Origin of the sequence: Roseateles sp. (genome assembly GCF_965262435.1) — a bacterium.
Taxonomy (GTDB): Bacteria; Pseudomonadota; Gammaproteobacteria; order Burkholderiales; family Burkholderiaceae_C; genus Paucibacter_A.
On record NZ_OZ253537.1, the window covers coordinates 704,201 to 730,145 of the forward strand.

22 protein-coding genes are annotated in these 25,945 nt (G+C 67.5%); 8 read left to right on the forward strand and 14 right to left on the reverse strand.

Features of this window, described 5'->3' with window-relative positions; all coding sequences use genetic code 11:
- Positions 1-49: 49 nt before the first annotated feature.
- Positions 50-523: an Lrp/AsnC ligand binding domain-containing protein gene (locus tag ACQY39_RS03125; protein WP_263515810.1), complete on the forward strand. Its 474-nt coding sequence runs from the start codon at positions 50-52 to the stop codon at positions 521-523.
- 9 nt (positions 524-532) lie between these two features.
- Here ACQY39_RS03125 and ACQY39_RS03130 read toward each other — a convergent pair whose 3' ends face one another.
- The 4 genes from ACQY39_RS03130 to ACQY39_RS03145 are packed head-to-tail and all read right to left on the reverse strand — an operon-like array spanning position 533 to position 4,262.
- Positions 533-1,189 (reverse strand): GNAT family N-acetyltransferase, encoded by a 657-nt coding sequence (locus tag ACQY39_RS03130; protein ID WP_428503433.1) that lies wholly within the window; start codon positions 1,187-1,189, stop codon positions 533-535.
- Between the two features lie 14 nt (positions 1,190-1,203).
- Positions 1,204-2,313 (reverse strand): GNAT family N-acetyltransferase, encoded by a 1,110-nt coding sequence (locus tag ACQY39_RS03135; protein WP_428503434.1) that lies wholly within the window; start codon positions 2,311-2,313, stop codon positions 1,204-1,206.
- Between the two features lie 51 nt (positions 2,314-2,364).
- Positions 2,365-3,303, reverse strand: coding sequence for a GNAT family N-acetyltransferase (locus ACQY39_RS03140; RefSeq protein WP_428503435.1), 939 nt, complete (start codon positions 3,301-3,303; stop codon positions 2,365-2,367).
- The gene (locus ACQY39_RS03145; protein WP_428503436.1) at positions 3,300-4,262 is read right to left on the reverse strand and encodes a polysaccharide deacetylase family protein; all 963 of its coding nucleotides are present in this window, start codon (positions 4,260-4,262) and stop codon (positions 3,300-3,302) included. Before ACQY39_RS03145 ends, ACQY39_RS03140 begins: the two co-directional genes overlap by 4 nt.
- A gap of 287 nt (positions 4,263-4,549) precedes the next feature.
- Between ACQY39_RS03145 and ACQY39_RS03150 the strand changes: the two genes are divergently transcribed.
- Complete coding sequence (locus tag ACQY39_RS03150) at positions 4,550-4,759, forward strand: hypothetical protein (RefSeq protein ID WP_428503437.1); 210 nt, start codon at positions 4,550-4,552, stop codon at positions 4,757-4,759.
- A 28-nt stretch (positions 4,760-4,787) separates the two neighbouring features.
- On the opposite strand, the gene ACQY39_RS03155 is transcribed toward ACQY39_RS03150, so the two are convergent.
- The 5 genes from ACQY39_RS03155 to ACQY39_RS03175 all read right to left on the reverse strand — a co-directional run bounded on the left by ACQY39_RS03155 (position 4,788) and on the right by ACQY39_RS03175 (position 11,995).
- Positions 4,788-5,459: a phosphatase PAP2 family protein gene (locus ACQY39_RS03155; protein WP_428503438.1), complete on the reverse strand. Its 672-nt coding sequence runs from the start codon at positions 5,457-5,459 to the stop codon at positions 4,788-4,790.
- A 21-nt stretch (positions 5,460-5,480) separates the two neighbouring features.
- Entirely contained in the window at positions 5,481-6,371 is an 891-nt protein-coding gene (gene ppk2 / locus ACQY39_RS03160; protein ID WP_411969924.1) for a polyphosphate kinase 2, read from the reverse strand.
- Positions 6,372-6,482: 111 nt separating this feature from the next.
- Complete coding sequence (locus ACQY39_RS03165) at positions 6,483-7,316, reverse strand: lectin (protein WP_428503439.1); 834 nt, start codon at positions 7,314-7,316, stop codon at positions 6,483-6,485.
- Positions 7,317-7,428: 112 nt separating this feature from the next.
- On the reverse strand, positions 7,429-9,705 hold the full coding sequence (locus ACQY39_RS03170) for an EAL domain-containing protein (RefSeq protein ID WP_428503440.1): 2,277 nt from the start codon (positions 9,703-9,705) through the stop codon (positions 7,429-7,431).
- Between the two features lie 217 nt (positions 9,706-9,922).
- Positions 9,923-11,995 carry an FAD-dependent oxidoreductase gene (locus tag ACQY39_RS03175; RefSeq protein WP_428503441.1) on the reverse strand — a complete coding sequence of 691 codons (2,073 nt, stop codon included), beginning with the start codon at positions 11,993-11,995 and terminating at the stop codon, positions 9,923-9,925.
- Positions 11,996-12,247: 252 nt separating this feature from the next.
- On the opposite strand from ACQY39_RS03175, the gene ACQY39_RS03180 reads away from it, so the two are divergent.
- Genes ACQY39_RS03180 through ACQY39_RS03190 form a run of 3 tightly spaced genes read left to right on the forward strand, consistent with a single transcriptional unit; the run spans position 12,248 to position 15,127 of the window.
- On the forward strand, positions 12,248-13,564 hold the full coding sequence (locus ACQY39_RS03180; RefSeq protein WP_428503442.1) for a DUF4397 domain-containing protein: 1,317 nt from the start codon (positions 12,248-12,250) through the stop codon (positions 13,562-13,564).
- A gap of 38 nt (positions 13,565-13,602) precedes the next feature.
- Positions 13,603-14,556, forward strand: coding sequence for a DMT family transporter (locus ACQY39_RS03185; RefSeq protein ID WP_428503443.1), 954 nt, complete (start codon positions 13,603-13,605; stop codon positions 14,554-14,556).
- Between the two features lie 13 nt (positions 14,557-14,569).
- Positions 14,570-15,127, forward strand: a complete 558-nt coding sequence (locus ACQY39_RS03190) for an N-acetyltransferase family protein (protein WP_428503444.1) — start codon at positions 14,570-14,572, stop codon at positions 15,125-15,127.
- A 116-nt stretch (positions 15,128-15,243) separates the two neighbouring features.
- On the opposite strand, the gene ACQY39_RS03195 is transcribed toward ACQY39_RS03190, so the two are convergent.
- From ACQY39_RS03195 to ACQY39_RS03215, 5 genes are all read right to left on the reverse strand, one after another.
- Positions 15,244-15,594 carry an ankyrin repeat domain-containing protein gene (locus tag ACQY39_RS03195; protein ID WP_428503445.1) on the reverse strand — a complete coding sequence of 117 codons (351 nt, stop codon included), beginning with the start codon at positions 15,592-15,594 and terminating at the stop codon, positions 15,244-15,246.
- 119 nt (positions 15,595-15,713) lie between these two features.
- Complete coding sequence (locus ACQY39_RS03200; RefSeq protein ID WP_428503446.1) at positions 15,714-16,088, reverse strand: hypothetical protein; 375 nt, start codon at positions 16,086-16,088, stop codon at positions 15,714-15,716.
- 431 nt (positions 16,089-16,519) lie between these two features.
- Positions 16,520-17,728: a lactonase family protein gene (locus ACQY39_RS03205; protein ID WP_428503447.1), complete on the reverse strand. Its 1,209-nt coding sequence runs from the start codon at positions 17,726-17,728 to the stop codon at positions 16,520-16,522.
- A 181-nt stretch (positions 17,729-17,909) separates the two neighbouring features.
- Positions 17,910-20,594: a TonB-dependent receptor gene (locus ACQY39_RS03210; RefSeq protein WP_428503448.1), complete on the reverse strand. Its 2,685-nt coding sequence runs from the start codon at positions 20,592-20,594 to the stop codon at positions 17,910-17,912.
- 134 nt (positions 20,595-20,728) lie between these two features.
- Positions 20,729-21,424, reverse strand: a complete 696-nt coding sequence (locus tag ACQY39_RS03215) for a chitinase (protein ID WP_428503449.1) — start codon at positions 21,422-21,424, stop codon at positions 20,729-20,731.
- A gap of 249 nt (positions 21,425-21,673) precedes the next feature.
- Here ACQY39_RS03215 and ACQY39_RS03220 point away from each other — a divergent pair, with 249 nt between their 5' ends.
- The 3 genes from ACQY39_RS03220 (at position 21,674) to ACQY39_RS03230 (ending at position 25,937) form a co-directional block, all read left to right on the forward strand.
- A complete protein-coding gene (locus tag ACQY39_RS03220) occupies positions 21,674-22,339 on the forward strand; it encodes a response regulator transcription factor (protein ID WP_263562117.1) in 666 nt (221 codons plus the stop codon).
- Complete coding sequence (locus ACQY39_RS03225; protein WP_428503450.1) at positions 22,336-23,778, forward strand: ATP-binding protein; 1,443 nt, start codon at positions 22,336-22,338, stop codon at positions 23,776-23,778. Before ACQY39_RS03220 ends, ACQY39_RS03225 begins: the two co-directional genes overlap by 4 nt.
- Positions 23,779-23,867: 89 nt before the next feature.
- Positions 23,868-25,937, forward strand: coding sequence for a DEAD/DEAH box helicase (locus tag ACQY39_RS03230; RefSeq protein WP_428503451.1), 2,070 nt, complete (start codon positions 23,868-23,870; stop codon positions 25,935-25,937).
- The last annotated feature ends 8 nt before the right edge of the window (positions 25,938-25,945 follow it).

Here is a 25,945-nt window from a genome sequence, read left to right on the forward strand (position 1 = left end):
CCCTGAATTAAATTCAGAACATCAGCACACCCCTAGTCGAAAATTCAGCATGAGCAGCGACACCCCCACCCTGGACAAGACCGATGCCCGCATCCTGCGTGTGCTGCAGACCGACGGCCGCATCTCCAATCTGAAATTGGCCGAGGCCGTGCACCTCTCCCCCACCGCCGTGCTCGAGCGCGTCAAGCGCCTGACCCGCGAGGGCTACATCCTGGGCTACGAAGCGCGGCTGAACCCGGAAAAGCTGGGCGCGGCCATGCTGGTCTTCATCGAAATCCTGCTCGACCGCACGGTACAGGACGTGATGGACAACTTCAAGGCCGCCGTCCAGGCCCGCCCCGAGATCCTGGAATGCCATCTGGTGGCCGGCGGTTTCGACTACCTGCTCAAGACCCGCGTGTCCGATATGGGCGCCTACCGCGAGTTCATCGGCAGCGTCATCTGGACCCTTCCCGGCGTGCGCGAGACGCGGACTTACGCGGTGATGGAAGAGGTGAAGAACACGACGGCGTTGCCGTTCTGAGGGGCAGGATCAGCGCCCGATTGGCCGCGCCGGCAAAGCCGCCAGGCCCAAACGGCGCATGCCCAGCGAGCCGACCAGGGCACCCGAGGTCTTGCTGAACACGACAGCACTGAAACGGCAGCCCAGGTTCTTGAACACGGCCATGGAGGGCACATTGGTCGCGCGCACATGAGTGACCAGGCGTCTCAGGCCCTGCTCACGCATGCCTTGCTCGGTGGCCGCGATCAGCAGCTGCGCCGCGCCCCGACGGCGGAACTCGGGCCAGGTGTAGAGGAAGCCGAGAAAGCCGTCACCCTCGGCCAGTTGCAAGGCCAGCTTGGGGTCGTCCACATCGCAAACCGGGCCGGTCTCGATATTGAGCTGCGCGACCACCGCCTCGCCGCACAGCAAGGCGTGGATGCTGCAGCCGCGCAGCAGAAGCCGTTCCGGTTCGGCACCCGACTGGGCGGCGATCTGGGTCGCGGTGGCGGCAGACAGGCGCGCATAGTCGGCAGGGCTGGACAAACGCAGATAGGCCCAGTCGGCCGGCAGGGCGAGCGCCGCCCTGGCTTGCAAGGGCTTGCTCGCAAAGCGGAAGACCTCGACGCCGCTGAGCAGCTTGAAGCCGAAAAACACCGAGGCTGCAAAGCCGCCGGGGCCCAGCAGAAAAGACAATCGTTGATTCATGCGGTGGCGCCCGCTCAGGCCAGCGAATCGAGGCGGACCGTCCAGGACGGCAAGGCCTTCTTGGCCGCCCAGGCCAGCAGACCCCCGATCAGACCCGGCTTGAACACCATCACGTCATGCAGCAAGGACGCGTCTTGCGCGCCCCAGCGCTGCTTGTAGCCGGAGTCGCCCTGGCCCCAGTCCAAGGTCTGCTTGCCGCGCGCGACCGCATCCTGCAAGACATCCATGGTCAGGATCGAGCCTGGGCTGTGGCTCTTCCACTGTTCGTCGTAGGAGTTCGCGAGGATGTAAACCGCGGTCTCCGTTTCGAGATGGGCCGAGAACGCGACCGGCTGGCCGCCGCAGCGCAGCACCCAGAACACCGCCTCCGAGTGGCCATCAGGGTTCTGACCCATCAGTTCCCAAAAACGCTGGTTGGCCGGCCCGATGAACTTCAGCTCACCACCTTTCTTGGCCAGCCAGGACTGCGACTCAATGGCCGCCAAGGTGTCGAGGATGTCGAGCGAGCGGCCCATCACATGGCGCTCCACGCTCACCTCGCCCACCGTCTTGCCCAGGCGCCGCCGCGAATACTCGATGTGCTTGAGCAGGGAGCTGCTGAACTTCTGCTTGAGCGCGTCCATGCCTAGCGAGAGATCCAGCTCGAAAACGGCGCCGGTTTCCCGGCACAGATAGCGCCAGCCCTGGCGAGTCAGCTCGCGCAGGACGGCATGCAGAGCGGCATCGCGACTGGACACTGGCCCGAAGCGCAACACGGCGCCCGGCGGGCGGCGTGCCAGCTCACGCCCCAGCGCCTCGGCGGCTGCCAGGCCCGGCGCTTTCTGCGCCGCCACAAACAAGGTTCGGAACGGCCAGTAATAGCCCGCCAGCGAGTGGATAGAAAACAGCGCGATCTTCTGCTTGGCGAAGGGCACAAAGGCCTGGATGGCGCCGTGCTCACGGCTCACCACATGGCACAGCGGGCCACTCCAGCCGCGCCCGGGCAAAAAGGCCTGCGCCCAGGCGCGCAAGCTCGTGGGGCTGCAAAAAGCCTGATCCTTGAACTGATGTGTCGGCCAGGTGCCGGCCCCGGCTTGAGACAGCTCCTCGTCGCTGATGAACGCACGACCCCCCGATGTATTCATGTCACTTCCGACTCAAGAATCAAGACCAAGCGCGCCGGCTGCGAAACCAACTCAGGCACCGAAACGCATCCATTGGCGAATGCGTGTCTTCAAATTGTGGCGCTCGAGAAACTCACCGAATTTCTCGACGGCCACATTGAAATTCCGGTGACTCTGCACCAGTAACCAATGGGTGAAGCTGCGGCGAATGAAAAACACATCGGCGCATTGCCGGTGGCCGGTGGCAAACAGCTTTTTGTGCTCGGATTCGCCTTCGGTGAAATCAAAAAACTTGTGCTTGTTCTCGGCGAATATTGTTTCCAAGGCCTGCCATTGCAGCACGGTGCCCACCGACAACTTCATATAACCGGGGTCATAGCCGAGATATGAATAGACCAGCACGCCCTCTTCGATCGGGCAATACAGGTAAGAAACCGGCTTGCCCTCATGGAAAATGATGTAGGCGCGCACCAGGTCCTGGGCTGCTAATTTCATCACCTCAGCCGTGAACTCCTCTGAATTGGGAATACCGGCATCGAGCAATTTCTCCTGATAGGTCAGGGCCGAAACCTGGCGCGCCAGTTTCAGGAATTCGATCATCTCCTCGGGGCGCGTGTACTGGCGCCAATCCAAAGTGCCGCCGCAATGTTCGGCGAACTTCTTGATCTTGCGGTTGATGGTCGAACGCGTCTTGGCTGAAAACTTCGCCTTGTAATCGTCAAACGACTGGTTCAGGTCGATGAAATAGCGCGGGTAATGCTGGCGCACATACACCAGATAATGGCCCTGCTTTCCCAGAACCGGCAAGGCGGCCTGCACAGGCAGCGAGCGAATCAAATAGCCGGCACAGTCGGCCGGCAACTCCCGATCCGGCGCGACCGGCTGCAGCACCGGCTCGCCCGGGTCCGACAGACGCACCTGGCTGCACTGCAAATTCAAATTGAATCGAAACCAAGTCCAGTCGCTGAGCTGAAACTTGAAAGGCACCTGCGCGACAAACCAGGAATTCACAGATATCTCCGGCGATACGCTTGTTCCAGCGTTCGCATCCCGGTTTTCCAACGCGTGGAAACCAAGGGCAAGGGTTGGGCTTGAACCGTCCGGGCATTCAAGCCATGAAAGCCCGACATATTGAAATTCGCGCGATTGTCGCTGATGAAGCGGCACAGCTTTTCGAAGCGCTTCACCACCACCGCATCGGCCCGGTTCTTGGCCGGATTCAGCAATTCGAAGTTGTGCGAGAGGATGACGAACTCGGACTGACCGCGCTCCAGGGCCTGCCACAACAGCGCTTCCATTTCAGCGCTGGAGGTGGCGGTCAACTGGGCATGGCGGAGACGGCCGAAGCCATCGTCATAAACCGTCATGGGATGCTCCAACACCCCCTCAAAAGCACAGCAATCGGTCAGCAGGGTGCCGGGCGCCAGGCCGCTGTCGGGGCCGAACATGGTGGCGTTGTAGCTGGAGTCGTGGCGCAAACCATGGGCCTCCAAGGCTTGCAGGGTCAGGTGGTTGAAGCCGAAGCTGCCGGCACGGAAGGCATTCGGGCGCCGCGCACCCGCCTGGGCCAGATAGTCCATGCCGATGCCGATCAGCTGCGTCTGCTCGGCCAGGTCGAACATGCGCAGGTACTGGCGTTTGTGCGTGCTGTTGGGAAGGATGGTCGGCCGCCCTTCATCCACCCATTCGGTGTGAAGGTGCAGCTGCACTTCATGGCCGGCCGACTCAATCAGGCCGACGACTTCCCGCAATGGCTCGATCCCGAACCGCGCGGCAAACAAGGGTTCGACAAAAAACACGCCGGTCAGGCCATGCTCACTCAGCAGTTTCAACTGGAAAGGCAGCCCAAAGTTACCAGCAGCCGTCGGCCCGTACATATAGCTCTGGAATGCGGCGGGAAACTTGGAATCAATATCGTTCCAACCGTCACACCACACTTCCACGTCGACTGTGTAAAAAACATTGAGCATCAGCAGGTCCGTCCATTTCGCGCTGCGGCAGCATACGCGACTTGCCCTGACTTTCTATGAGGCCAAGGCACCTGCTTGCGGGTCAGAAAGCGACGTCCCTGCACCACCCCACCTTGGGGGAGATGCTGCTGACAATCCTCGCCAGCCCCCCCCTCACTCCCCCATCCCCCGGCCCGAAGTGTGATGGGAAGCACGCTTCGCGTCGCCGAATATGAGTTCCAGACGCCGGGCACTGGCTCCAAACCAGGCCGCCGGCACCGGCAACAAGTCCTCTGGAGAAACTCGCCATGCGAATTCAAGCCACGCCGAGCACCGCCGCTCCCCGCGCTCACACGCAGCCCCAAACCGCGCTGGATGCCGAGGAGGCCAGCAGCGGCTGCGGATGGTTCGACTCCAGCTACGAGCTCAGCCAAGGCCTGGTGGTGACCGAGGACACCGACACCTGCCTCCTGCAACTCTGGGCCCAGGCCCTGCAAATAAGCCGGGTCTGTCACTGAAACCAGCGCCGAACTGCGGGCACGTCAATCAGGAGGGCTCGCGCTGCAGTTCCAGGCGTTCGAAAGGCTGGCTGCGGCCGGACAGCTGCAGCGCCCAGTGAATGACCCAATCGTGACTGCGCGACAAGGGTGCCGCCACGGGCAGCAAGAGCAGCACGGCAAGAGCAGCCAGCGGCAGGCTGCGCGGCAGGGGGCGGCGCAATGGCGGCGCCAGCCACAAGCTCAGGCCGCTGGCCGCTGCGCCGAGTAGAAAGCCCGTCACAAGCTCAGAGGCAGAGTGGGCACCAACTTTGAGACGTGAATACGCGATCAAGGCGGCCAGCAGATAGGCCAGGGCGATGCCGGCACGGGCGCGCCCGGCCCAGGGCCGACCCGGCTCGCGCGCCGGGCCGTGAGCCGCCAGTGCCAGCCCGGCCAACAGGGGCAGAACGGCGGCCGCGAACATGGCGTGGCCGGAAAAACCGGTGAAGTCAAACCGGGCCCAGCCCAAACCCCAGCCCATGAACGCAAGCTTGCTGGCGGTGGTCACGGCGATGACGGCGGCCAGCAACAGCAGGCTGCGCGCCACCCAGGCCCGCTGCACGGCGCGGGCACCCGCGCTGCGCCAGACCCAGACCAGGGCCAGCAGCAAGAGCGGGAGCAAAAACTGAGCCTCGCCCAGGCGAGTCAACCAGGGCCAGAAAGGCGGAAACGACAACATGCCGCCATGCTAGCCGGTGAATCAGTACAACTCGGGCACCACCATCTGCGGCGGCACCGGTTGCCGTTCATAGTCCTCATGTCGCTCGCGCGAGGGCAGGATGACCGGGTCATGCGGCACCTCGTGGTAGGGCATCTGCGCCAGCAAATGGGCCATGCAGTTGAGGCGGGCCTTCTTCTTGTCGTCGGCCTGCACCACCCACCAGGGCGCCTCATTGATGTGGGTGCGCTCCATCATCACTTCCTTGGCCTTGGTGTAGTCCTCCCAGCGGCGGCGCGACTCCAGGTCCATGGGGCTGAGCTTCCACTGCTTGAGCGGGTCGTGGATGCGACCCAGGAAGCGGGTGTGCTGCTCCTCGTCGGAGATCGAGAACCAGTACTTGATGACCTGAATGCCGGCGCGCACCAGCATCTTTTCGAACTCGGGCACCGAGCGGAAGAACTCCTCGTACTCGTCGTCGCTGCAAAAGCCCATCACCCGCTCGACGCCGGCGCGGTTGTACCAGCTGCGGTCAAACAGCACCAGTTCACCGCCGGCCGGCAGGTGCGAGATGTAGCGCTGGAAGTACCACTGCGTGCGCTCGCGGTCGTTCGGTGCCGGCAGGGCCGCCACGCGGCAGACGCGCGGATTCAGGCGCTGGGTGATGCGCTTGATGACGCCGCCCTTGCCCGCCGCATCGCGGCCCTCAAAGATGATCACGGCCTTGTGCTTGGTCGCCACCACCCAGTCCTGCAGCTTGACCAGCTCGCCCTGCAAGCGGAACAGCTCCTGGAAATAGGCGCGGCGCTGCAAGCGCTGCTCGGCCGTGAAGCTGCTGCGGACCGCGTCTTCGTCGAAGCCACGGTCGTCGATTTCCATCTCCAGCTCTTCGTCATAGCTGTCGATCAGATCGGCCTGCATGCGCTGCATCATGTCGGCAGGGTCGGCGGGCGGCTGGGTGGGCGTGCTCATGGCGTCGATTTCAAAAATGAGGGAAGAGATATGCGCTGCAGACTGCCAGCGCGGCGTGACAGGCGCGTGACCTCACCAGCTCCAGCGCTGATTGCTGCCACCGTTGCAGCGCCACAGCAGCACCGGCTGCTTGGGCTGGGCGCGGCCTTCCTTGATGTCCAGGCATTTGTTGTTCATGCGGCTGCGGATCTCGCTGCCCTGGCGGCTCCAGCGCTGGTTGGCGCCGCCATTGCAGGGCCAGGCGATCACCCGCGCCCCATCATTGCGATCCCCCTCGGCAACATCAAGGCACATGCCATCCACGCGCAATTCGCCTCGGCCGCTCCAGCTGAAACGCTGGTTGTTGCCGCCATGGCAGTTGTAGACGATGGCCTCGGTGCCTTGCTGCACCCGCCCGGCCATGTCCAGGCACAGGCCATTCTTGCCGCGGATCTGCTGGCCGCCCCACTGAGGGCGGTCTGGGCCTTGCCAGTCGTTGTTGTTGTCCTTGTCCTTGCCGGACTTAGACGCCAACAAGGCGATCGCGGCCACCGCCGCCACACCGGCCACCACGGCGCCGGTGCTGATGCCCGAGGACTCCTTGTTGCCTTCCTCGCCGTTCACGGCCTGGCCAAACAGTTTGAAGCGGGCGGCGCAGCCATCGTTGACCCAGAGCTCTCGGTTGCCCAGATCGAAACCCCAGCTGCGGTTGAAGCGGCAGGCGCCGCTCAGCTGCTGGTCCAGCTCGACATCCAGGACCTGCTCATCCAAGCGCAGCGATTCATAGCGACCTTGGGAACGCAGCTCCACCGTCTTGAGCTCGACGCCGCGATTGGCAGGCTCGGCGGCCAGGGCCGGTGTGGCCGGCGCGAGCGAGAGCGCCAGCGCGCTCAGACTGCAGACAAGACGGTTAAAGGGGCGGGGCATGGCTTCTCCTTGGCTGGGCCGCGGCCGCTGGCGGCCGCCTGGCCCTCAAGCGTAACGCAGCAAGGGTGCGTCATACCCAGGGCCTAACACCAGCCCAGCCCTGCTCCCAGCCTCAAGCCAGCTGCAAATGCCGCAGCGTGCGCCGCGGGCCGTCGGGCACGGCGTGCGGGACCAGCACGAAGTCCTCGGCCGGCATGGGGCGGCCGAAATGCCAGCCCTGGGCCCAGTCGCAGCCCTCACGCTGCAGCCAGGCGGCCTGCTCGGCGGTTTCCACGCCCTCGGCCAGCACATCGAGGTTGAGGCTGCGCGCCAGCACGATGACGGTGCGGGCGATCGCCGCCACATGCGCGTCCTGGCCCAGCTCGGAGACGAAACTGCGGTCGATCTTGAGCGTGCGCACCGGCATGCGGCGCAGATAGGACAGCGAAGAATAGCCGGTGCCGAAGTCGTCGATGGCGACACGCACCCCGCGCGCGGTCAGCGCGCCCAGCAGCTCGATGGCGGCCTCGGCGTCTTCCAGCAGCAGGCTTTCGGTCACCTCCAGCTCCAGGGCATGGGCCGGGCAGCCGGTCTCGGCCAGGATGAAGTCCACGGTCTCGATGAAATCGGGCTGGCGCAGCTGGCGCGCCGACACATTAACGGCCACCTGCTGCGGCTTGCCCGGCTGGCCCTGCCAGCGTGCGGCTTGGGCGCAGGCGGTTTCCAGCACCCAGCGGCCGATGGGGATGATCAGACCGGTGTCCTCCGCCAGGGGGATGAACTCGGCCGGCGAGATCGGCCCGCGGGTCGGGTGGCGCCAGCGCAGCAAGGCCTCGGCGCCGATCAGGGCACCGTCGGACAGGCGCACCTGGGGTTGGTACTCCAGGCGGAACTGCGCCGCCTCGTTGGCGTGGCGCAGCGCATGGGTCAGCTCGAAGCGCTGCTGCACCGCCTGCGTCAGCTCGGGCCGGTAGGCCTGCACGGTGTTGCGGGCATGGGCTTTGGCCCGGCACATGGCCGCCTCGGCATTGCGCAGCAACTCATCCACGCTGACGCCATCGGCCGGGAACAGGGCCAGGCCGATGCTGGCGCCAAGCGTGAAGCTCTTGTCGCCCATCAGAATGGGTTCGCGCATGGCGTCGATCAGGCGCTCGCCCAGGCGCATGGAGGTTTCTTCGTCCACCAAGCCGGACAGCACGACCACGAACTCGTCCGCGCCCACCCGGGCCACCGAGTCGCTGGCGCGCACCACATTGATGAAGCGGGCGGCGGTCTCCTTGAGCACCGCGTCACCGGCGGCATGGCCGGCGATGTCGTTGACGTCACGGAAGCCGTCGAGGTCGATGTAGAGCACGGCCACGCAGGTGTGGTCGCGCTGGGCCAGGCCGACCTGGCGCTCGATGCGGTCGCGCAGCAGGGCCAGATTGGGCAGGCCGGTCAGGCGGTCATGCAGCTTCTGGTGCAGCAGCTCGGCCTCGGTCTGCTTGATGCGCGAAATGTCGGTCAGCACCGACAGGTAGTGCGGCTCGCCATGGGCTTCGGCCGGCGGCACTTTGACGATGGTGGCCCAAAGCGGCACGGTCTCGCCATTCTTGTGGCGGTCGGTCAGCTCGCCACTCCATTTGCCATGGGCGGCCACCTCGGCCCAGAGGCGATCGAGGAAATCGGGGTCCTGCTCGCTCAGGCGCAGGTAGTGAGGCATGCTGCCTTCCAGCTCCTCGCAGCTGTAGCCGGTGATGGCGCACAGGGCCGGGTTGACGTCTCGGATGCGCAGGTCGGCGTCCATCACCATGATGCCCTCGCCGCAATGCTCAAACACAGTCACCGCGCGGTGCAGCTGGCTCATGGCCTCGCGCAGGGCGGTGACGTCGCGCGCCACCCCGACCTGACCCAGGCACTGGCCCTCGTCAAAGACCGGCGCCTGCACCACGTCCAGGCAGGCGCGGCTGCCGTCCGCCTGGGTCAGCCAGCTCAGTGTGCGCTGCGGCCCGCGCTGCTCGGCAGCGGCAAGATCCAAAGCCTGGCTCCAGGCCGGGCGATCGGCCAGTTGATCATCGCGGCGGCCGACCAGATCGGCCTCGCGCAAGCCCGTGCATTGCTCGAAGGCCGGGTTGCAGCCCTCGTAGGCGCCGCTGGCGTCCTTGAAATAGACCGGGTCGGGAATGGCATTGAGCAAGGCGCTCAGCTTGGTGCGCTCGCGCCGCACCAGCAGCAGCTCGGCGCGCCGCTGGCGCAGGCGCAAACGCTGGTACTGCACCAAGCCCAGCACCAGGCCCAGGCCGAGGGCGCCGAGCAGGCCGAAGACGCTGAGCCAGAACATCGGGCTGCGCAGGTCGAGCGAGATCACATCGCCGCCGCCCGCGGGTGCCTGCGCCCAGGCCGCCGGCGCGCAACCCAGCAGCAGGGACATCCCAGCCGGCAGCCTGAGCCGCCAGCGATTGAAAAATTCGCTCATTCCTGAAACCCGTCTCGTCGGTCAGGACTCGCTGTGCGCCACCGGGTTCATGGCCCGTGCGCTGCGTTTCGCCTGTTGTGTTTTGTCGATCCGACGCCACCCCGCAACACAGGTGACCCCTCGTTCTCGCCGTTTCGGTAGTGTCCGTGGCGGGCTTGAGGGTGGCTAGGGTTTACAGGGTCGCTGCGAGCCGGGTTCCCTGCAAGATTGCACGCTTTGCATCCAATTCGCCGGCCTCGAGGGCGCCGCCGATCACATGGACGCGGGCGCCTGCCGCACGCAGCGGTGCTTCCAGCTCGCGCAGCGGCTCCTGGCCGGCGCACAAGATGATGCTGTCGCAGGCGATCAGCTCGCTGTCGACATGCTTCTCGCCGTAGCTGACCCACAAGCCTTCGGGCGTGATGGCCTCGTAGTTGACGCCGGACAGCATCTCCACCTGCTTCATCTTCAGCGCGGCGCGGTGGATCCAGCCCGTGGTCTTGCCCAGGCCGGCGCCCGGCTTGCCGGCGCGGCGCTGCAGCAAGGTGATGGCGCGGGCCGGCGCGGCCGGCTCGGGCCGCACATAGCCGGCGCGCAGCAGCTGCGGGTCGCCCACGCCCCATTCGCGCTGCCAGGCCGGCAGGTCCAGGGTCAGCGAGTGGCCGTCCTCGGCGCCCGCTTCGGCCAGGTACTCGGCCACATCGAAGCCGATGCCGCCGGCGCCGACGATGGCGACGCGCGCGCCCACGGGCTTCTTGTGACGCAACACATCGATGTAAGTCAAGACCTGACCCCGTGCCTGGCCTTCCGCCTGGCCTTTGATGCGCGGGTCGCGCGGCGTCACGCCGGTGGCCAGCAGCACCTCGTCGAAGCCCAGCAGCGCGTCGGCGTCGACGCGGCGGTTCAGATGCAGGTGCACACCGGTCAGCTCGATGCGGCGCGCGAAATAGCGCAGGGTCTCGCGGAACTCTTCCTTGCCCGGGATGCGGCTGGCCATGGTGAACTGGCCGCCGATCTGCGCCGCGGCGTCGAAGAGATGGACCTCATGGCCGCGCTCGGCCAGGGTGGTGGCCGCCGCCATGCCCGAAGGCCCGGCGCCGACCACGGCCAGCTTCTTGCGCGGCGCTTTCAGCGCGGCAATCGGGATGATGGGCAGCTCCTGCTCGTGGCAGGCGCGCGGGTTGACCAGGCAGGAGGCGATCTTCTGCTGGAAAGCATGGTCCAGGCAGGCCTGGTTGCAGGCGATGCAGGTGTTGATCTCGTCGGCACGGCCCTCGCGCGCCTTCTTCACAAAAGCCGGGTCGGCCAGGAAAGGCCGGGCCATGCTGACCATATCGGCCGCGCCCTCGGCCAGCAGGTTCTCGGCCACCTCGGGCATATTGATGCGGTTGCTGGTGATCACCGGCGTGGTGATGCCCTCGGCACGCAAGGCCGCGCGCAGCTTGGCGGTCACGCCGGCAAAGGCCGCGCGCGGCACCGAGGTGGCGATGGTGGGCACGCGAGCCTCATGCCAGCCGATGCCGGTGTTGATCAAGGTAGCACCGGCCTTGACCACACCGCGCGCCAGCTGCAGCACTTCGTCCCAGCTGCTGCCGTCGGGGATCAGGTCCAGCATGGACAGGCGGTAGATGATGATGAAGTCCGGGCCCACGGCCTCGCGCATGCGGGTGAGGATCTCGAGCGCAAAGCGCATGCGATTGGCATAGCTGCCGCCCCACTCGTCCTGGCGGTGGTTGGTGTGGGTGACCAGGAACTGGTTGATCAAGTAACCCTCGGAGCCCATGACCTCGACACCGTCGTAGCCGGCCTCGCGGGCCAGCTTGGCGCAGCGAATGAAGGCGCGGATCTGCCGCTCGATGCCGCGGGCCGAGAGCTCGCGCGGCGTGAAAGGCGTGATCGGCGACTGGATGCGCGAGGGCGCCACGCACAGCGGCGAGTAGCCGTAGCGGCCGGTGTGCAGGATCTGCAGCGCGATCTTGCCGCCCTCAGCATGCACGGCCTCGGTGACCACCCGGTGGCGGCGCGCCGCGCCGCTGGTGGCCAGGGTGCCGGCGAAAGGCTTGGTCCAGCCCTCGATATTCGGCGCATAGCCGCCGGTCACCATCAGGCCCACCTCGCCGCGCGCGCGCTCGGCGAAGTAGGCGGCCATGCGGTCGAAATGCTTGCGGCCATCTTCCAGGCCGGTGTGCATGCTGCCCATCAGCACGCGGTTCTTCAGCGTGGTGAAGCCCAGGTCCAGCGGTTCAAGCAGGTGCGGGTAGTTCATGGCGGCGGCTCGCTGAAGTTGGCATTCGGTGGCAGGACAAAAAGGCTGCGGGCGATGCTAGCAGCGCCCCTCCGCGGTGCGCGCCAGCGGGCGGGGCTTTGGAGAGCTGCCCCCAAATGTAAAGAACCACCCCAGCAACACAAGTTCACCGGCCCGACACCTCGCCACACGGCGGAGCAACACGCGGCCCGCCCAATCGCGCCGGTACGCCCTGCCCCGCCCCCTGTTCCAACTTTTTCGGAGTTTTCCTCGATGCGATTCAAGCAAATTTGGGGCTCAGCAAGCCTGAGCTGCCTGGCCCTGTGCGCCGCCACCCTCCTGAGCGCCTGCGGCGGCAGTGGAGGCAGCAGCGGCAGCAGCACCCAAGTCCGTCTGCTCAATGCCAGCGTCGGCTACAGCTCCCTGGACCTGAGCGTCAACAGCGCCGCCACCAACACCGGCGTGGCCTACGGCAGCGTGGGCAGCTATGCCAGCGTCGACACCAGCGCCACCAGCACGCAGATCTTGACCAGCGGCGTCGGCGCCACCGTGGCCAACCTCACGCCCACGCTCGCGGCCGACAGCCACTACACCATCATTGCCTACGGTTGGGGCGGCGCCGTGCGCAACAGCCTGCTGCAGGAGGTTGAGGCCGCAGCCGACGCCAACAAGACCAAGCTCCTGGTGCTGAACCTGGCGCCCGACGCCGGCGCGCTCGATGTCTACATCACCACCGCCAACAACAGCGACAGCCTGGAGACCGCCACCCCCGTGGCCAGCGCCATCGCCGGCGGTACCGGCAGCGGCTACAACAGCCTGAACGCCGGCACCTTCCGCATCACCCTGACCGGCACCGGCAAGCCCAGCGACATCCGCCTCGACCTGCCCAGCGTCACGCTCGACTCCACCGGCGTTGCCACCCTGATCGCCACCGCCACCTCGGGCGGCCGCCTGGTCAACGGCATGGTGCTCAAGCAGCAGAGCACCGTCAGCAATCTGCCCACCGCCAAAGCCCGGGTGCGCGTGGCCGCCACGCTGTCCTCGGCCAATGCAGCATCCGTCAACGCCAGCATCGGCGGCCTGAGCGTGCTGCCCTCCACCCTGGCGCCGCAGATCGGCGCTTACACCACGGTGGACGCCGGCGCCCCGGTGCTGGACCTGCGCGTCAACGGCATCGCGCTGAACACCAGCAACCCCACGCTCAAGGCCGGTGGCGACTACACCTTGTTGGTCTGGGGCACGGCCGCCGCGCCACAGCTCAGCGTGCTCAGCGATGACAACCGCCTGCCCACCGCCAGCGGCACCGCCAAGATCCGCCTGATCAACGGCCTCTCGGGTGCCGCCACCGGCCTGGGCATGGCCATGGACTACAGCAGCATCGCCAGCAACGTCACGCCCGGCAGCAGCTCCAGCGCCGCCGTGGTCAACGCCAGCGCCACCGCCTCCCTGCTGACCGTCAACTCACCCGCCTCCAGCACCGCCATCTACAGCAATGCCAGCCTGATCGTGCCGACCAGCGCGGTGTTCAGCCTGTTCATGCTGGGCGACCCGACGGCGCCGATCGGCCAATTGGTGCGCGACGACCGTTAAAACGCAAAGCAAGGCGCAGGGCTGGCAAGATGCCGGCCATGCCCTCGCATTCGCCCACTTCTTCTTCGCCCTCCGCCCCTCACCGCCTCAGCCTCTGGGCCGGCCTGGCCGTCATCCTGGCCTGGGGCCTGAACTTCCCGCTGCAGAAGACCCTGCTCACGGCCATGGGCCCGGAGGGCTTTCTGTTCCTGCGCTTTGCCCTGATGCCGGTCTTGGTGACCGGCCTGCTGCTGCAACAGCATGGCCTGCGCTGGCCGCGGGTCTCGCGCGCCGACGCCTGGGCGCTGCTGCGCCTGGGCTTTCTGGGCCAGGGCCTGCACCTGGCCTTGTCCAGCTACGGCATCCATTTCTCCACGCCGTTTTCCAGCTCGGTGCTGCTGGCCTGCGGGCCGGTGTTCACGCTCTTGATCCTGCGTGCCTGGGGCCTGGAGCGCCTGCGCCGGCCGCAGCTGCTGGGCATGGCCGTGGCCGCCGCGGGCGCCTTGCTTTTCATGTCCGACAAGCTGCTGGCCGCCAACTGGCGCGCCGGTGGCGGCGACCTGGTGCTGCTGACGGCCGCAGCCTTGTTCAGCTACTACACCGTGGCCGCCAAGCCGCTGATCGAGCGCCACGGTGCCGTGCTGGTGATGTGTTATGCCTCGCTGGCCGCCACCGTGCCCGTGCTGGCCTATGCCACGCCGGCGGCCTTGCGTGTGGACTGGGCCGCGCTCAGCCCCTGGATCTGGCTGGGCGCGCTCTGGGCCATCGTCGTGATCGGTTTCCTGACCTGGCTGGCCTGGGGTTGGGTCAACGCCCAGCGCGGCGTGGCCCGGACCGCCCCCTTGATCTACCTGATGCCGCCGATTGCGGGCCTGGCCGCCTGGGTGAGCACCGGCGAAACCTTTGGCGCCGTCAAGCTCGGCGGTGCCGCCTTGGCCCTGGGCGGCGTGGCCCTGGCCCAGTTCGCCGGCCAAGCGCGGCCCGCCGCGGTCGAAACCGGCACCGCCCCATGAGCCCTGCCTCACCATGAACATCGCCTACACCGTGGAGGCGCTGAGCGCGGATCAGTTCCCCGAGTTCATTGCCTACCTGAACGCGCATCTGGCCGAGAACGGCAGCCCCGAGACCGGCTACTTCCAGCCCCAGCCGCGCGGCCTGGCCGAGTTTCCGCCCGAGCGGGCCGCCGCTTTCGAGCGCGGCCTGGGGCTGAGCGTCGGCGAGCCGGGCTGGCGTCGCGCCTGGTTGGCACGCAGCCAGGTGGACCGCGCCATCCTCGGCCATGTCGATCTGCGCGCCCAGCCCATGCCCTTTGCCGAGCACCGTGCCCTGCTGGGCATGGGTGTGCACGCGAGCGCACGCCGCCAAGGCCTGGGCCAGTCCCTGATCGCCCATGCCCGCGACTGGGCCGAGGCCCAGGGCTGTCTGGATTGGATCGAACTGCAAGTGCTGAGCAGCAACCCCAACGCCCAGCGGCTCTACCTGCGCATGGGCTTCGTCATCTGCGGCGAACGGGCCGACCGCTTCCGCATCGATGGACAAAGCCTGGGCGACATCAGCATGAGCCTGAACTTGCGTCAAGCCTGAGCCCACCTCACGCAACGTCCACTCGCCGCGGCACTGGACCGGGCCCTGTCAATTTGCAGGCGATTAGCGCTGACCCTGGGGGAAGCGTCTACGGTGGACCAAGGCAGGCCGGCAGTTCAGGCCCGCATGAGCCGGGACCACCAGGAGCGGGGAGCTGGCTCCTCCGCGAGCGCCGGCGCGCCGTGCGCCTGAAGCGCTGCGGTCACAGCAGCCAGGCCGACCCGCTGCGCCGCCATCATCGGCGTGGCCTGGTCAAACTCGGACGGCAGATTGGGATCGGCGCCGGCCCGCAGCAGGTAGAGCGCCACCGCTTCCTGCCCGGCCAGGATCGCCGCGACCAGGGGCGTGCTGAGGAATTCGGGATGGGCGTAGTTGATGTCCACACCACACTTGACGTGATAGTCGACCAAGGCCAGATCGCCCGCCTCAGCGGCCTCGAACATTTCTTTCCAATTGCCTCCGGACATGGCCCGCGCTCCCCTCGAAAAGATGCCAGTACGGCACAGAGCCTAACTCAGCCACTCAACGCTGCGCAGGCGGGCAAACACGGCCATGACAGAGGAATCCAGGCCGCTCGGTGCCTCGGCTACTTCAAATCTCCTGAATCGCGGGCGGGAAGCGCGGCGCTCGCTTGGGCCGGCGGCTGTGGCGCGGCCAGCACCTGCAAGCGAAAGCGCTGCGTGGCCGCACGGCCGCCTTCCGCGTCGGAAAGCACGGCCACGCGGAAGTTCAATGGGCCGGGCAGCACAGGAACGCCGGCGAGCATGCCGTCCGGGCTCAGCGTCAGGCCGGCGGTTTCCAGGTCCCCGTTCAAGAGCAGATAGCGGTACGGAGGGCTGCCGCCCTGGGCATCCAGTCGCTTCGAATACGGACGCCCGAGCACAGCGGCTGGCAGCCCGATGCCCTTGTCCTGTGGCGTGAGCGCTCTCTTTGCGCCGGGCTTTGCACTGGCTGCGGCCAAGGACTGCCTCGCTTTCGCCGCGTGTGCATCCTGTGCTTGCGCCCATCCATCCAAGGGCATCAATGACAGACAGGCGAGAAAAAGCGCGGGCAGGAGCCCAGGCAAGAGGCAGTGGGCAGTGCTGCGGCGTGGCAGCGACAGGGCACGAAACATGGGTGATAACGTGGTGGGTGGGCTTTGCGGATGCTCAGGGGCTGGCCGCAGAAACGCCAGCTTGCGGGATGCGCGCCAAGGTAGCGGCCGAGAGTTCGGCAGCGGCACCGGCGGCCGCAGTCTTGCAGGATTAGCCCTGGGGCAGGTCGCGCGAAAGCGGTGCATTCAGATCCAGCCGGCCCTCGCGCACCAGTTGCAGAGCCAAGCAGGCCACGGCCGGCTGGGTCAAGGGTGCGGCTTGAAACAGGGGCGGCGCGTGATCGACACGGCGGGCGCTTTCAGCGAACGGGCAGCGCCATCACCTCCGCACAGGCCGGGCTCGGCACGGCCACATACTGCCCGGCGAAGCGCGGCAAGCCTGTGGCGGCATCGACGGCAAACACCGCGACATGGTCGCTGCGCTGGTTGCAGACATAGAACCAACGGCCGCAGGGCGAGAAGCGAGCGCTGCGCGGGTAGGAGCCGCGCGTCCATTCATGCGCGATCAGACGCGGCGCACCGTCCGCAGCCAGGGCGAAGACCGCGATGCTGTCGTGCAGGCGGTTCAGGGCGTAGAGAAAGCGGCCGTCGGCCGAGGCGATCAAGTCGGCGGCGAAGTTGGTGCCGGCAAAGCCCTGGGGCAGGCTGCTGATCTCGGCGCGCTGGCTCAGGCGGCCGCTCTGCGGCTCCATCTGCAGCCAAGCCAGGGTGGAGGCCTGTTCGTTGAGCAGGTAGAGCTGGGTCGCGTCCTTGGGGTGGAACACGAAATGCCGCGGGCCGGCGCCGGGGCTGAGGGCCAGGTCTTGCCTGCGGCCCAGGGCACCGCTGTCCGGGTCGAAGGGCCAGACAGCGAGCCGATCGCGGCCCAGGTCGCTGGCCAGCACGAAGCGGCCATCGGGCGTGCTCAGCGCCATGTGCATATGCGGCGCCTCATGGCCGCTGAGGGCAAAGCTGCCCGGCGGCCCGGTGAGCGCGCGAGCCGGGCCGAGCCGGCAATCCTCGGGCTGGCTGCGGTCACAACTCGGGTGCAGGCCGACGGGGCTGAGTTGGCCGTCGGCCGCGCGCCGCAGCACGGCCAGCTCGGCGCTGCCGTAATGGGGCACGAAGGCAAAGGGCGCCGTCGGATGCAGGCTCAGATGCACGGGGCCCTCGCCACCGCTGGGCAGGGCTTGCAGCAGCTGCAGCGACACGCCATCGGCCTGCTGACGGTAGACATGAACGCTGCCGCCGCCTTCATTGGCCGCATACAGCAGCCCGGCCCGGGCCGGGTCGGCCTGCAGCCAACTGGGGCTGTGCGGATTGGGCGTGAGGCCGGCCGGGCGCAGATGGCCGGTGGCGGCATCGGCGGCAAAGCGGTAAATGCCCTCGCAAGTCGGGGCGTAGCCACCAACATAGACGCTGAAAGGCGCCGTCGAAGCGCCGGCCAGCGACACCATGGGCGTCAGCGCCGCCATCAGCAGCAGGGCCCGGCGTTGCCGGGCATGGGGAGCATGGAGTTCATGGGGCACAAGCAGGCGATCACAAAACCGCTGAAGCGAAGGGGACGGGGCGCAGTATCACCCGGCCGGCCCGGCCGCTGGCAGACACAAAAAAATGCGGGCCTTGCCGGGCCGGGTGCCCGGGCAAAGCCCGCTCAAATCCGCCGCTTGCAAGTGCGCGGCGGAGAGGAGACAGGGTTTTCCAGCGCGCTCAGTAGTTGACGGTGGCGCGCACGCCGAACATGCGCGGCGGGTTGTAGCTGTTGAAGGTGTAGCCGCCGGCCATGCCCTGGCCCATCCAGTTCTTGATGATGTTGTTGCTCAGGTTGGTGCCCCAGAGCTCGACATTCCACTTGTCGCCGGCCGGCGACAGGCGGATCGAGGCATTCCAGTCGGTGTAGGCCTTCTGGAAGTCGCCGATCTTGTCGTTGTCGAGGTTGCGCACGGTGAAGTACATGCGGCTCTGGTGGCGCATGCCGACCGTGGGCGAGAGGCTGAAGTCGCCCAGCTGGATGTCATGCGAGTAGTTCAGCGCGAACGAGGTCTTGGGTGCGTAAGGCAGTTGGTTTCCGGTCACGTCCAGGATGCGACGGCCGCGCTTGCTGGGGTCGCTGCCCAGGTAGACCGGCGCGCATTCGGCGGCTCCGAACTCCTGGCGGTAGCCGCACATCCAGCTGTCGTCATAGGTCGGGTAGGACTTGACCTTGGCGTCAAGCCAGGCGAAGTAGCCCGAGAAGTTGCCGCCGGCCCAGGGCAGCAGCTTGAACTCCAGCTCCAGGCCCTGGATCTTGGCGTCGCCGATGTTCTCGGTCTTCCATGCGTTCACCACATCGCAGGCCGGCTCCCAGTCGGCGCAGACGCGGGTCAGCTTCTTCTGGCCGACGGCGGTGGAGCCGGTCACGTGCATGCCCTTGTACTGGGTATTGAAGTAGGTGGCGCTCAGCTCCAGCTTGTTGTTGAAGTGGCGGCCCTTGTAGCCCAGCTCGAAGTTCTTGGTGGTCTCGGGGCCGTAGTCCAGGAAGCTGTACTTCTTGCTGCCGCCGTCCACGCATTCGCCACCGCCGCAGGTGTCGAACTTGTCACCGAAGCCGCCCGGCCGGTAGCCGGTGGCCAGCGAGGCGAAGACCATATCGGTCTTGTTCAGGTCGTACTGCAGACCCAGGCGGTAGGTGCTCTTCTTCCAGCTCTTGCTGTAGCTGTTGACGACCGGCTCGGGGTAGACGCCCAGCCCAGCAAACGGGCCCATGCCCAGGGTCAGGTCTGAACCATTGTGCGGCGTGCACAAGCCGGGCTCGCAAGGCGGCTTGAACTTGCCGTTGTAGTACCAAGGCGTGCTGGCGTCCCAGAGGCCAGCCGAGATGCCGCCGTTGTCGCTGCGTTTGTCGCGGCTGCTGCGCACGCCGAGGGTGGCGGTCAGGCGCTCCGTCAGGGCCAGATCGCCTTGGGCGAACAGGCCTTGCGATTCGATGCGGCGGTCCGGCTGGGCGTAGAACTGCCCCTGCGGCATGGCGTATGGCGCGGCGACCAGATTGTCCTGGGCGAAGTTGATGGCGTTCTTCTCGTTCAGGAAGAAGGCGCCGGCGACATAACGCCAATCCTTGGTCTGCTGCTTGAGCTGGAACTCATGGACCCAGGACTTGTAGTTGGAGTCCAGGGTGTAGCTGGCCTGGTCGATAGCGTGCTGGCGGCCCCAGTTGCCCCAAGGCTGCATGATGTCGACCTCGCTGTCCAGCCAGGTCTGGCCGCCGTCGTCGTCATGGTGCTGGGCGCGCTTTTGCACCGCGTAGGCCACCTTGTAGCCCAGTTCCGTCTGGGCATCGAGCTTCCAGACCAGGTTGCTGCGCACGGTGTCGATCGTCATGTCGATCTTGCCGGGCACATTGATGATGGTGCTCCAGTGGCCCTTGGGGCCGCAGGCCCATTTGGTGCCTTCGGCCTGGGCGCAGTCCTTGAGGCCGATGTCGCCGGCGCCGCTGTTCTGGAAATGCTCGAAGCCGCCGGTCCATTCCAGCGCCTTGCTGATGGCCCAGCGCGCGGTCAGGCGGGCGGCCCATTGGTCGGAGTTGCCGTAGGCGTCGGCGGCACTGACCTTGCGGTTCAGGCGCTGGTCGGTGTCGGGCTTGCCATCGGGCGTGAACTGTCCCTTGCCATCGGCCGAGGGCAGCTTGACGCCGCGGTCGCGCAGGTCCTGCTCCTGCTTGATATAGCTGTCGCGCTTGTCCACCATGAAGGCGGCGCGCAGCGCGAAGTTGTCGCCCAGGCTTTGGTTGTGGACCACGCGCAGCTGCTTGGCGTTGTAGTTGCCGAGCTGGGCCGAGGCCCAGCCGTAGTTGCTCTTGAAGTCGGGCTTGGCCGGGATGATGTTGATGACACCGGCCGTGGAGTTGCGGCCGAACAGCGTGCCCTGGGCACCGCGCAGCACCTCGACCTGGTCCAGGTCGAACATCAGTGCCAGCGATCCCTGAGGGCGCGGCGAGTAGAAGCCGTCGATGTGGATGCCCACGGCCGGGTCACCGATTTCGGTGAAGTTGGTCGAGGTGACGCCGCGGATGGAAGCCAGCACGCCCGAGTCGCCGTTGGACAGGCCCAGCTGCAGATTGGGCACGGCGCCGCTCAGATTGAGCAGCTCCTTGACGTTCTGGCGCACCAGCTCGTCGCCCTGCAAGGCCGTCACCGAGACCGGGGTCTTGAGGGCGTCGGTGGCCACGCGGGTGGCGGTCACGGTGACCTGGGGCAGCTCGGTCTTTTCGAGCTTCTTGGCGTCTTTCTTCTCGTCCTTGCCGGCCTCGCCTGCGGTCTGCGCCAGGGCGGGCAGGCTCAGCAGGCTCACCAGGGCGGCGGCGGCCAGGGCGGTCGGGGTCATCAGGCGTCGGGCGCGGGGTTCAGCGGGGCTCATGTTTTTGTCTCCATGCGTTTTTGCTAACGAAAACTCGTCGGTCTCGGTTCCATCACGTCAGGGTCGGCCAACTGCTCCAACACTCACTCGTTCACTCGTTCATTCCTTCATGCACTCGGTCTTGGCTGGAGCCTTCAGCAACCCAAAGGCTCGCTCAGCGGCACCTCCAGCAGGCTGCTTGCGCGGCGGTAGAAATCGATGCGGCGGTTCAGCTTGCGCAGGGTGTTGGGGTCGGCCCCCTGGTCGCACTCGATCACGCCATTGATGGCCCGGGTGGTGGCGCCGAAGCCCTTGCCGGCCAGCATCGCCTCGTGGGCCGACTGCGGCGCCACGCCAGGCTGGGTGGTCCAGTACCAGAGCGCGGTCTGCCAGGCCACGGTGGCATCACGCGCCACGCGGTCGGGGTCGGCCCAAAGGTCCAGGCCCAGGGCCTCGCCGGCGGCCTTGTACTGGTAGTTCCAGCTCAGCTGGATGGGGCCGCGGCCGTAGTACTGCTGGCCGGGTGCGCAGCTTTCGCCGGGGCCCTGGCGGCAGTACAGGCCCCAGTTTTCACGGCGGTACTCGCGCTGCGCCTTGAGCTGGTCGGATTCATGCGCAATCTGGCCCAGAAAGGCGGCCATCTCTTGGCGCTTTTGCTGCTCGCTGCCGCGCGCGGCGAAGGCCGGCGTCTGGCGCACGGCCTGGGCAAAACCTTCATAGCTGTAGAAGGCGATGCGCTCGGGGAAGAGCTGGTCGAACTGCGCTGGGCTGGGCAGGAACTGCGCCGAGGACTGCGCGGCCGCCCAGGGCGCCAGCAGGGCCAGGGCCGGCGCGACTCCGGCTGCTGCCATGCGGGCAAGTCGGGCACCTCGGCTGAGGGGCCGCGCTTGCTGCGTCGCTGTCGTACCGGGCTTCATATGCATTCGGGGAGGCGAAAGGAGTGAAGATGCTGGCAGCGCTCGGCGGGCCCAAGCGGGAGCTGGTGAGGCTGCGGGAGCGACTATCCAACGCCTTGCCTACACGGATCGATAAGACATCATTAAGGTCACCTTAAGACCCTGCCCTGTCGGCCGGCCCCCGGCATTGCTAGAGTCGCCGCCATGAAAATCTGTTTGGTGGAAGACGATCTGGAGCTGGGCCGGGCCGTGCAGGCCCTGCTGCAGGACGCCCAGCACGAGGTGATCTGGCTGCGCCGGGTCGCCGACGCCCGCTTCTGGACGGCCGAGCAAGACTTCGACGCCGTGGTGCTGGACCTGGGCCTGCCCGACGGCAACGGCATGGACCTGCTGCGCAGCCTGCGCCAGGCAGACCGCAAGCTGCCCCTGATCGTCATCACCGCGCGCGACAGCATCGAAGACCGGCTCAGCGGCCTGGACAGCGGCGCCGACGACTACCTCGTCAAACCCTTCGCCGGCCCCGAGCTGCTGGCCCGACTGCGCGCGGTGGCGCGCCGCGCGGGTGTCGAAGAAGGCGAGGACTCGCCCCACCAATGGCAGTTCAAGGATCTGCTGCTGGACGAACACCGCATGGTGCTGAGCCGGGGCGGCGAGCGCATCAACCTCTCGCGCAGCGAGTTCGCCCTGCTGCTGACCCTGCTCAAGCTGCCCGACCGCGTGGTCACGCGCCGCCAGCTGGAAAGCAAGGCCCTGAACCAGACCGACAGCCGCAGCCTCGATGTGCACATGTCCAATCTGCGCCGCAAGATCGGCGAGGGCTATATCCGCACCGTGCGCGGCATCGGCTACCTGATCGAGACCGGCCCATGAACCCCGGCCCTGCACCCGACGCCGCCGCCCCGCGGCCGCCGGCCCACCGCTCGCTGTTCAAGCGCAGCCTGGGCGCGGTGTTCGCGGTGATCTTCCTGACCTGGGCGGCCCTGATCGCCCGCGAGCTGATCGACATCGGCCTGCTGCAAAGCCGCAACGGCCAGGCCGAGAACCAGCTCTGGGCCGAGCTGGCCAAGCTGCAGGCCCTGCCCCATCTGCAGCAGCCAGCCGCCCTGGCCGAGCGCATGAACGGGCTGGACGGGCTGCTGCGCGACGAGTGGCGCCACAAAGGCCACCGCTCACCCTTCTACCTGCTGCAGGTCTGGCATGAGGGCCGGCTGCTGTTGCGCCTCGACCCCGACCTCAGCGGCCGCGACCGAGCCCAGCCGCAAGAGACGCTCTACGCCAGCGACGCGCGCTGGCTCTATGCCGAGGCCAGCGAGCCCGAGCAAGGCCTGATCGTGCGGCGCTGGCAGGAGCGCCCGGGCGACTGGCATTTCTCCCTGGCCGGCTTCAGCTACTACGCCCGCCCCCTGCTCTACGGCCTGCCCCTGCTGATCTTGCCGGTCTGGCTGCTGTTCCGGCTCGGCTTCGCGCCGCTGCAGCGCATCGGCCAGCAGATCTCGCAGCGCTCGGCCAAGGACTTGTCGCCCCTGCCCGACTCGCCCTATGTGGAACTGGCGCCGGTGGTCAACGCCGTCAACTCACTGATGGCGCGCCTGCAGCTGCGCCTGGACCGCGAGCGCGAGTTCCTGCTCGACGCGGCCCATGAGCTGAAGACGCCGCTGGCCGTCGTCAAGCTCAGCGCCGAAGCCCTGGACCAGGGCAGTGATCCGGCGCGGCGCGCGGCCTCGGCCCAGCGCCTGCACCAGGGCGTGGACCGCGCCACCCACACCGTGCACCAGCTGCTGGCCCTGGCCCGCTCGGGCGCCGATGCGCAGGACATGGCGCAGCGCGAGCATGAGCTGGTGGCCCTGGTCAGCGACCGCGTGGTGCTGGCCACGCCCATGGCGCTGAGCCGCGACATCGAGCTGGAGCTGCAGGCGCCCGAAGAATGCTGGCTGCGCATCAACCGCGAGTCGGTCGGCGCCCTGATCGACAACCTGGTGAGCAATGCCATCAAGTATTCGCCCGCCGGTGGCCAGGTGCTGGTGCGCATCAGCGACACGCCCGAGGCCGTGATGCTGGAGGTGCTGGACCAGGGGCCAGGCATTCCGGCCGAGCTGCAGGCCAAGGTTTTCGAGCGCTTTTACCGCATCCCCGGCCAGGAAGAGCACGGCAGCGGCCTGGGCCTGGCCATCGTCGAGCGGGCGGCCGCCCAGCATGGTGCGCGCGTGCAGCTGGGCGTCGGCTTGGGCGGCCGGGGCCTGGCGGTGTCCGTGCGTTTTGTGCGTCAGGCCGCGTCGGCGGCCGCACCCAAGCCCACGGCTGAGGCCTGAGCGGCGAGCCGGGGGCGACGGGCAGCCACGGCCGCCGCTATAGTCCCGCCCTCCCTCGCTGACCCTACGTTCTCAACAAGCCCCACTTCATGAGCCTGGCCGACCTCCGCGCGGCGCTGCATGCCGAACTCGCGGCCACGCCCGAGTACTACGACTTCAAGGTCCTGCGCAGCGAGCGCGAGGGCCCGCTCTGGCGCGTCAGCCTGGAGCCGGGTTACGTGTTCGCCGAGGGCCAGCGCCCCGGCACCGCCTCGGCCCAGAGCCTGCTGGACGACAGCCTCGACGGCGCCGCCGCCTGGTGGGGCGCGCCGGTCAAAGGCGGCGCCAGCGTGCTGGCCGTGCTGCCCGAGGACGACCAGCTGCTGCTGCAAAACGCCAGCAGCCCGCCGCCCGGGCCGGACGCGCTGATCCGCCTCTACCCCAGCCGCTTTCTCAAAGCCGTGAGCGATGCTTGGTGGGACACGCCCTGGGCCGAACGCGCCCTGGACACCCTGCCCGCCCTCGGCGCACCGCCCGCCTGGCCCGAGGGCCCGCTGCTGACGGGCGCACCGTTTCGCTGGCTGCGCCCGGGCCAGCGCCAGGCCCTGGGCTTGCTGCAGCAGCAAGCCGCCTTCCTCTGGGGCCCACCCGGCACCGGCAAGACCACCACCTTGGGCGTGATGCTGGCCGAATACCTGGAGCAGCGGCCACTGGCCCGCGTGCTGCTGCTCTCCAGCACCAACCAGGCCGTGGACCTGGCCACCCTGGCGGTGGACAAGGCGCTGGAAAAAGGCCGGCGCGAGCCGCTGCGCGCCAGCGTGCAGCGCCTGGGCACCCGCTTCGACGCGGCGGCGTTTGAGGGCCGCGAGCACCTGATCCCGGCCCAGGACCGCGAACTGATCCAGCGCCTGGCACGCGCCGAGGCCGCCCGGCCCAGCGGCCGCGCCAGCGCCGGCGAGGCCAGCGCGCTGAAGGCCTGGCACGACCGCGTGCAAGACCTGCGCGAGCAGCTGCGCGCCTCCTCGCTGCAAGTGCTGCAGCGCTGCCGCCTGGCGGCCATGACCACCACCCGCGCCGCCTTCACGCTCAAGACCCTGCGCGCCCTGGCGCCCGAGGGCCAGGAGGACACGGCACCGCCCTTCGATTTATTGGTCTTCGACGAAGCCAGCCAGGTCAGCCTGGCCCATGCCCTGGTACTGATGCCGCTGGGCCGGCAATGGCTGTTCGCCGGCGACCCGCAGCAGCTCTCGCCCGTGCTGCGCAGCCGCGAGCGCGAGGCGCGCCGCTGGCTGGGCCGCTCGGCCTTTGCCGAGATGCCGCGCCAGGGCCCGGCCCTGGCCTTGCTGGACGAGCAATCGCGCATGGCCGCGCCCATCAGCGACCTCGTCAGCCAGCTCTTTTACGAAGGCGCTTTGCGCGTGGCCGCCGACGCCAGCGCCTCGCCCGCCTGGCTGCAGACGCGCCAGCGCCGCTTCGCCGAGGTGCCGGCCGAGACCCACATCCATGTGCAGACCATGCGCGCCTCGGGCGCCTGGTCGGCCGCCGACCGCGGGCCGCTGCGGCGCGAGTCGGCCGAGGCGATTGCCGACATGATCGAAACCGCCCTGGCCGAAGGCCCCGGCGGCGGCTGGCAGCCGCATGAGCTGGTGGTGCTGACGCCCTTCCGCGCCCAGCGCGCCCTGATCCGCCAGCGCCTGCGCGCCCGTGGCCTGCCCGAAGCGCAGATCAAGGTCAGCACCGTGCACCGCGCCCAGGGCAGCGAGGCCCCGGTGCTGCTCTTCGACCCTGTGGACGGCAGCCAGCCCTTTTTGCAGACCGAGGAAGCCCAGCGCCTGTTCAATGTGGCCTGGAGCCGCGCGCAGGCAAAGCTGATCGTCTTTCTGGCGCCGGGCGACAGCGCCCACAACCCGTTTTTGGCCCCCATCGTCCAGCGCCTGCGCCTGGCCGGCGACACCCGGCCCGTGCACGCCCTGCTGGAGCTGGCGGCCCAGCCCGGTTTCCCGGCCAATGCGCTCGGTTTGCGCGTCAGCGCCGGCCGCTTGCACGGCGAAATCAGCCAGCTCAGCCCCGACGGCCGCCAGCTCGTCTTGATCAATGAGCGCAGCGGCGCGGCCGTGCCCATCGATGTGGCCTTCTGGCGCGGCAAAGCGCTCAATCAAGCACAGGCCTCAACCGGGTGACAATGCCC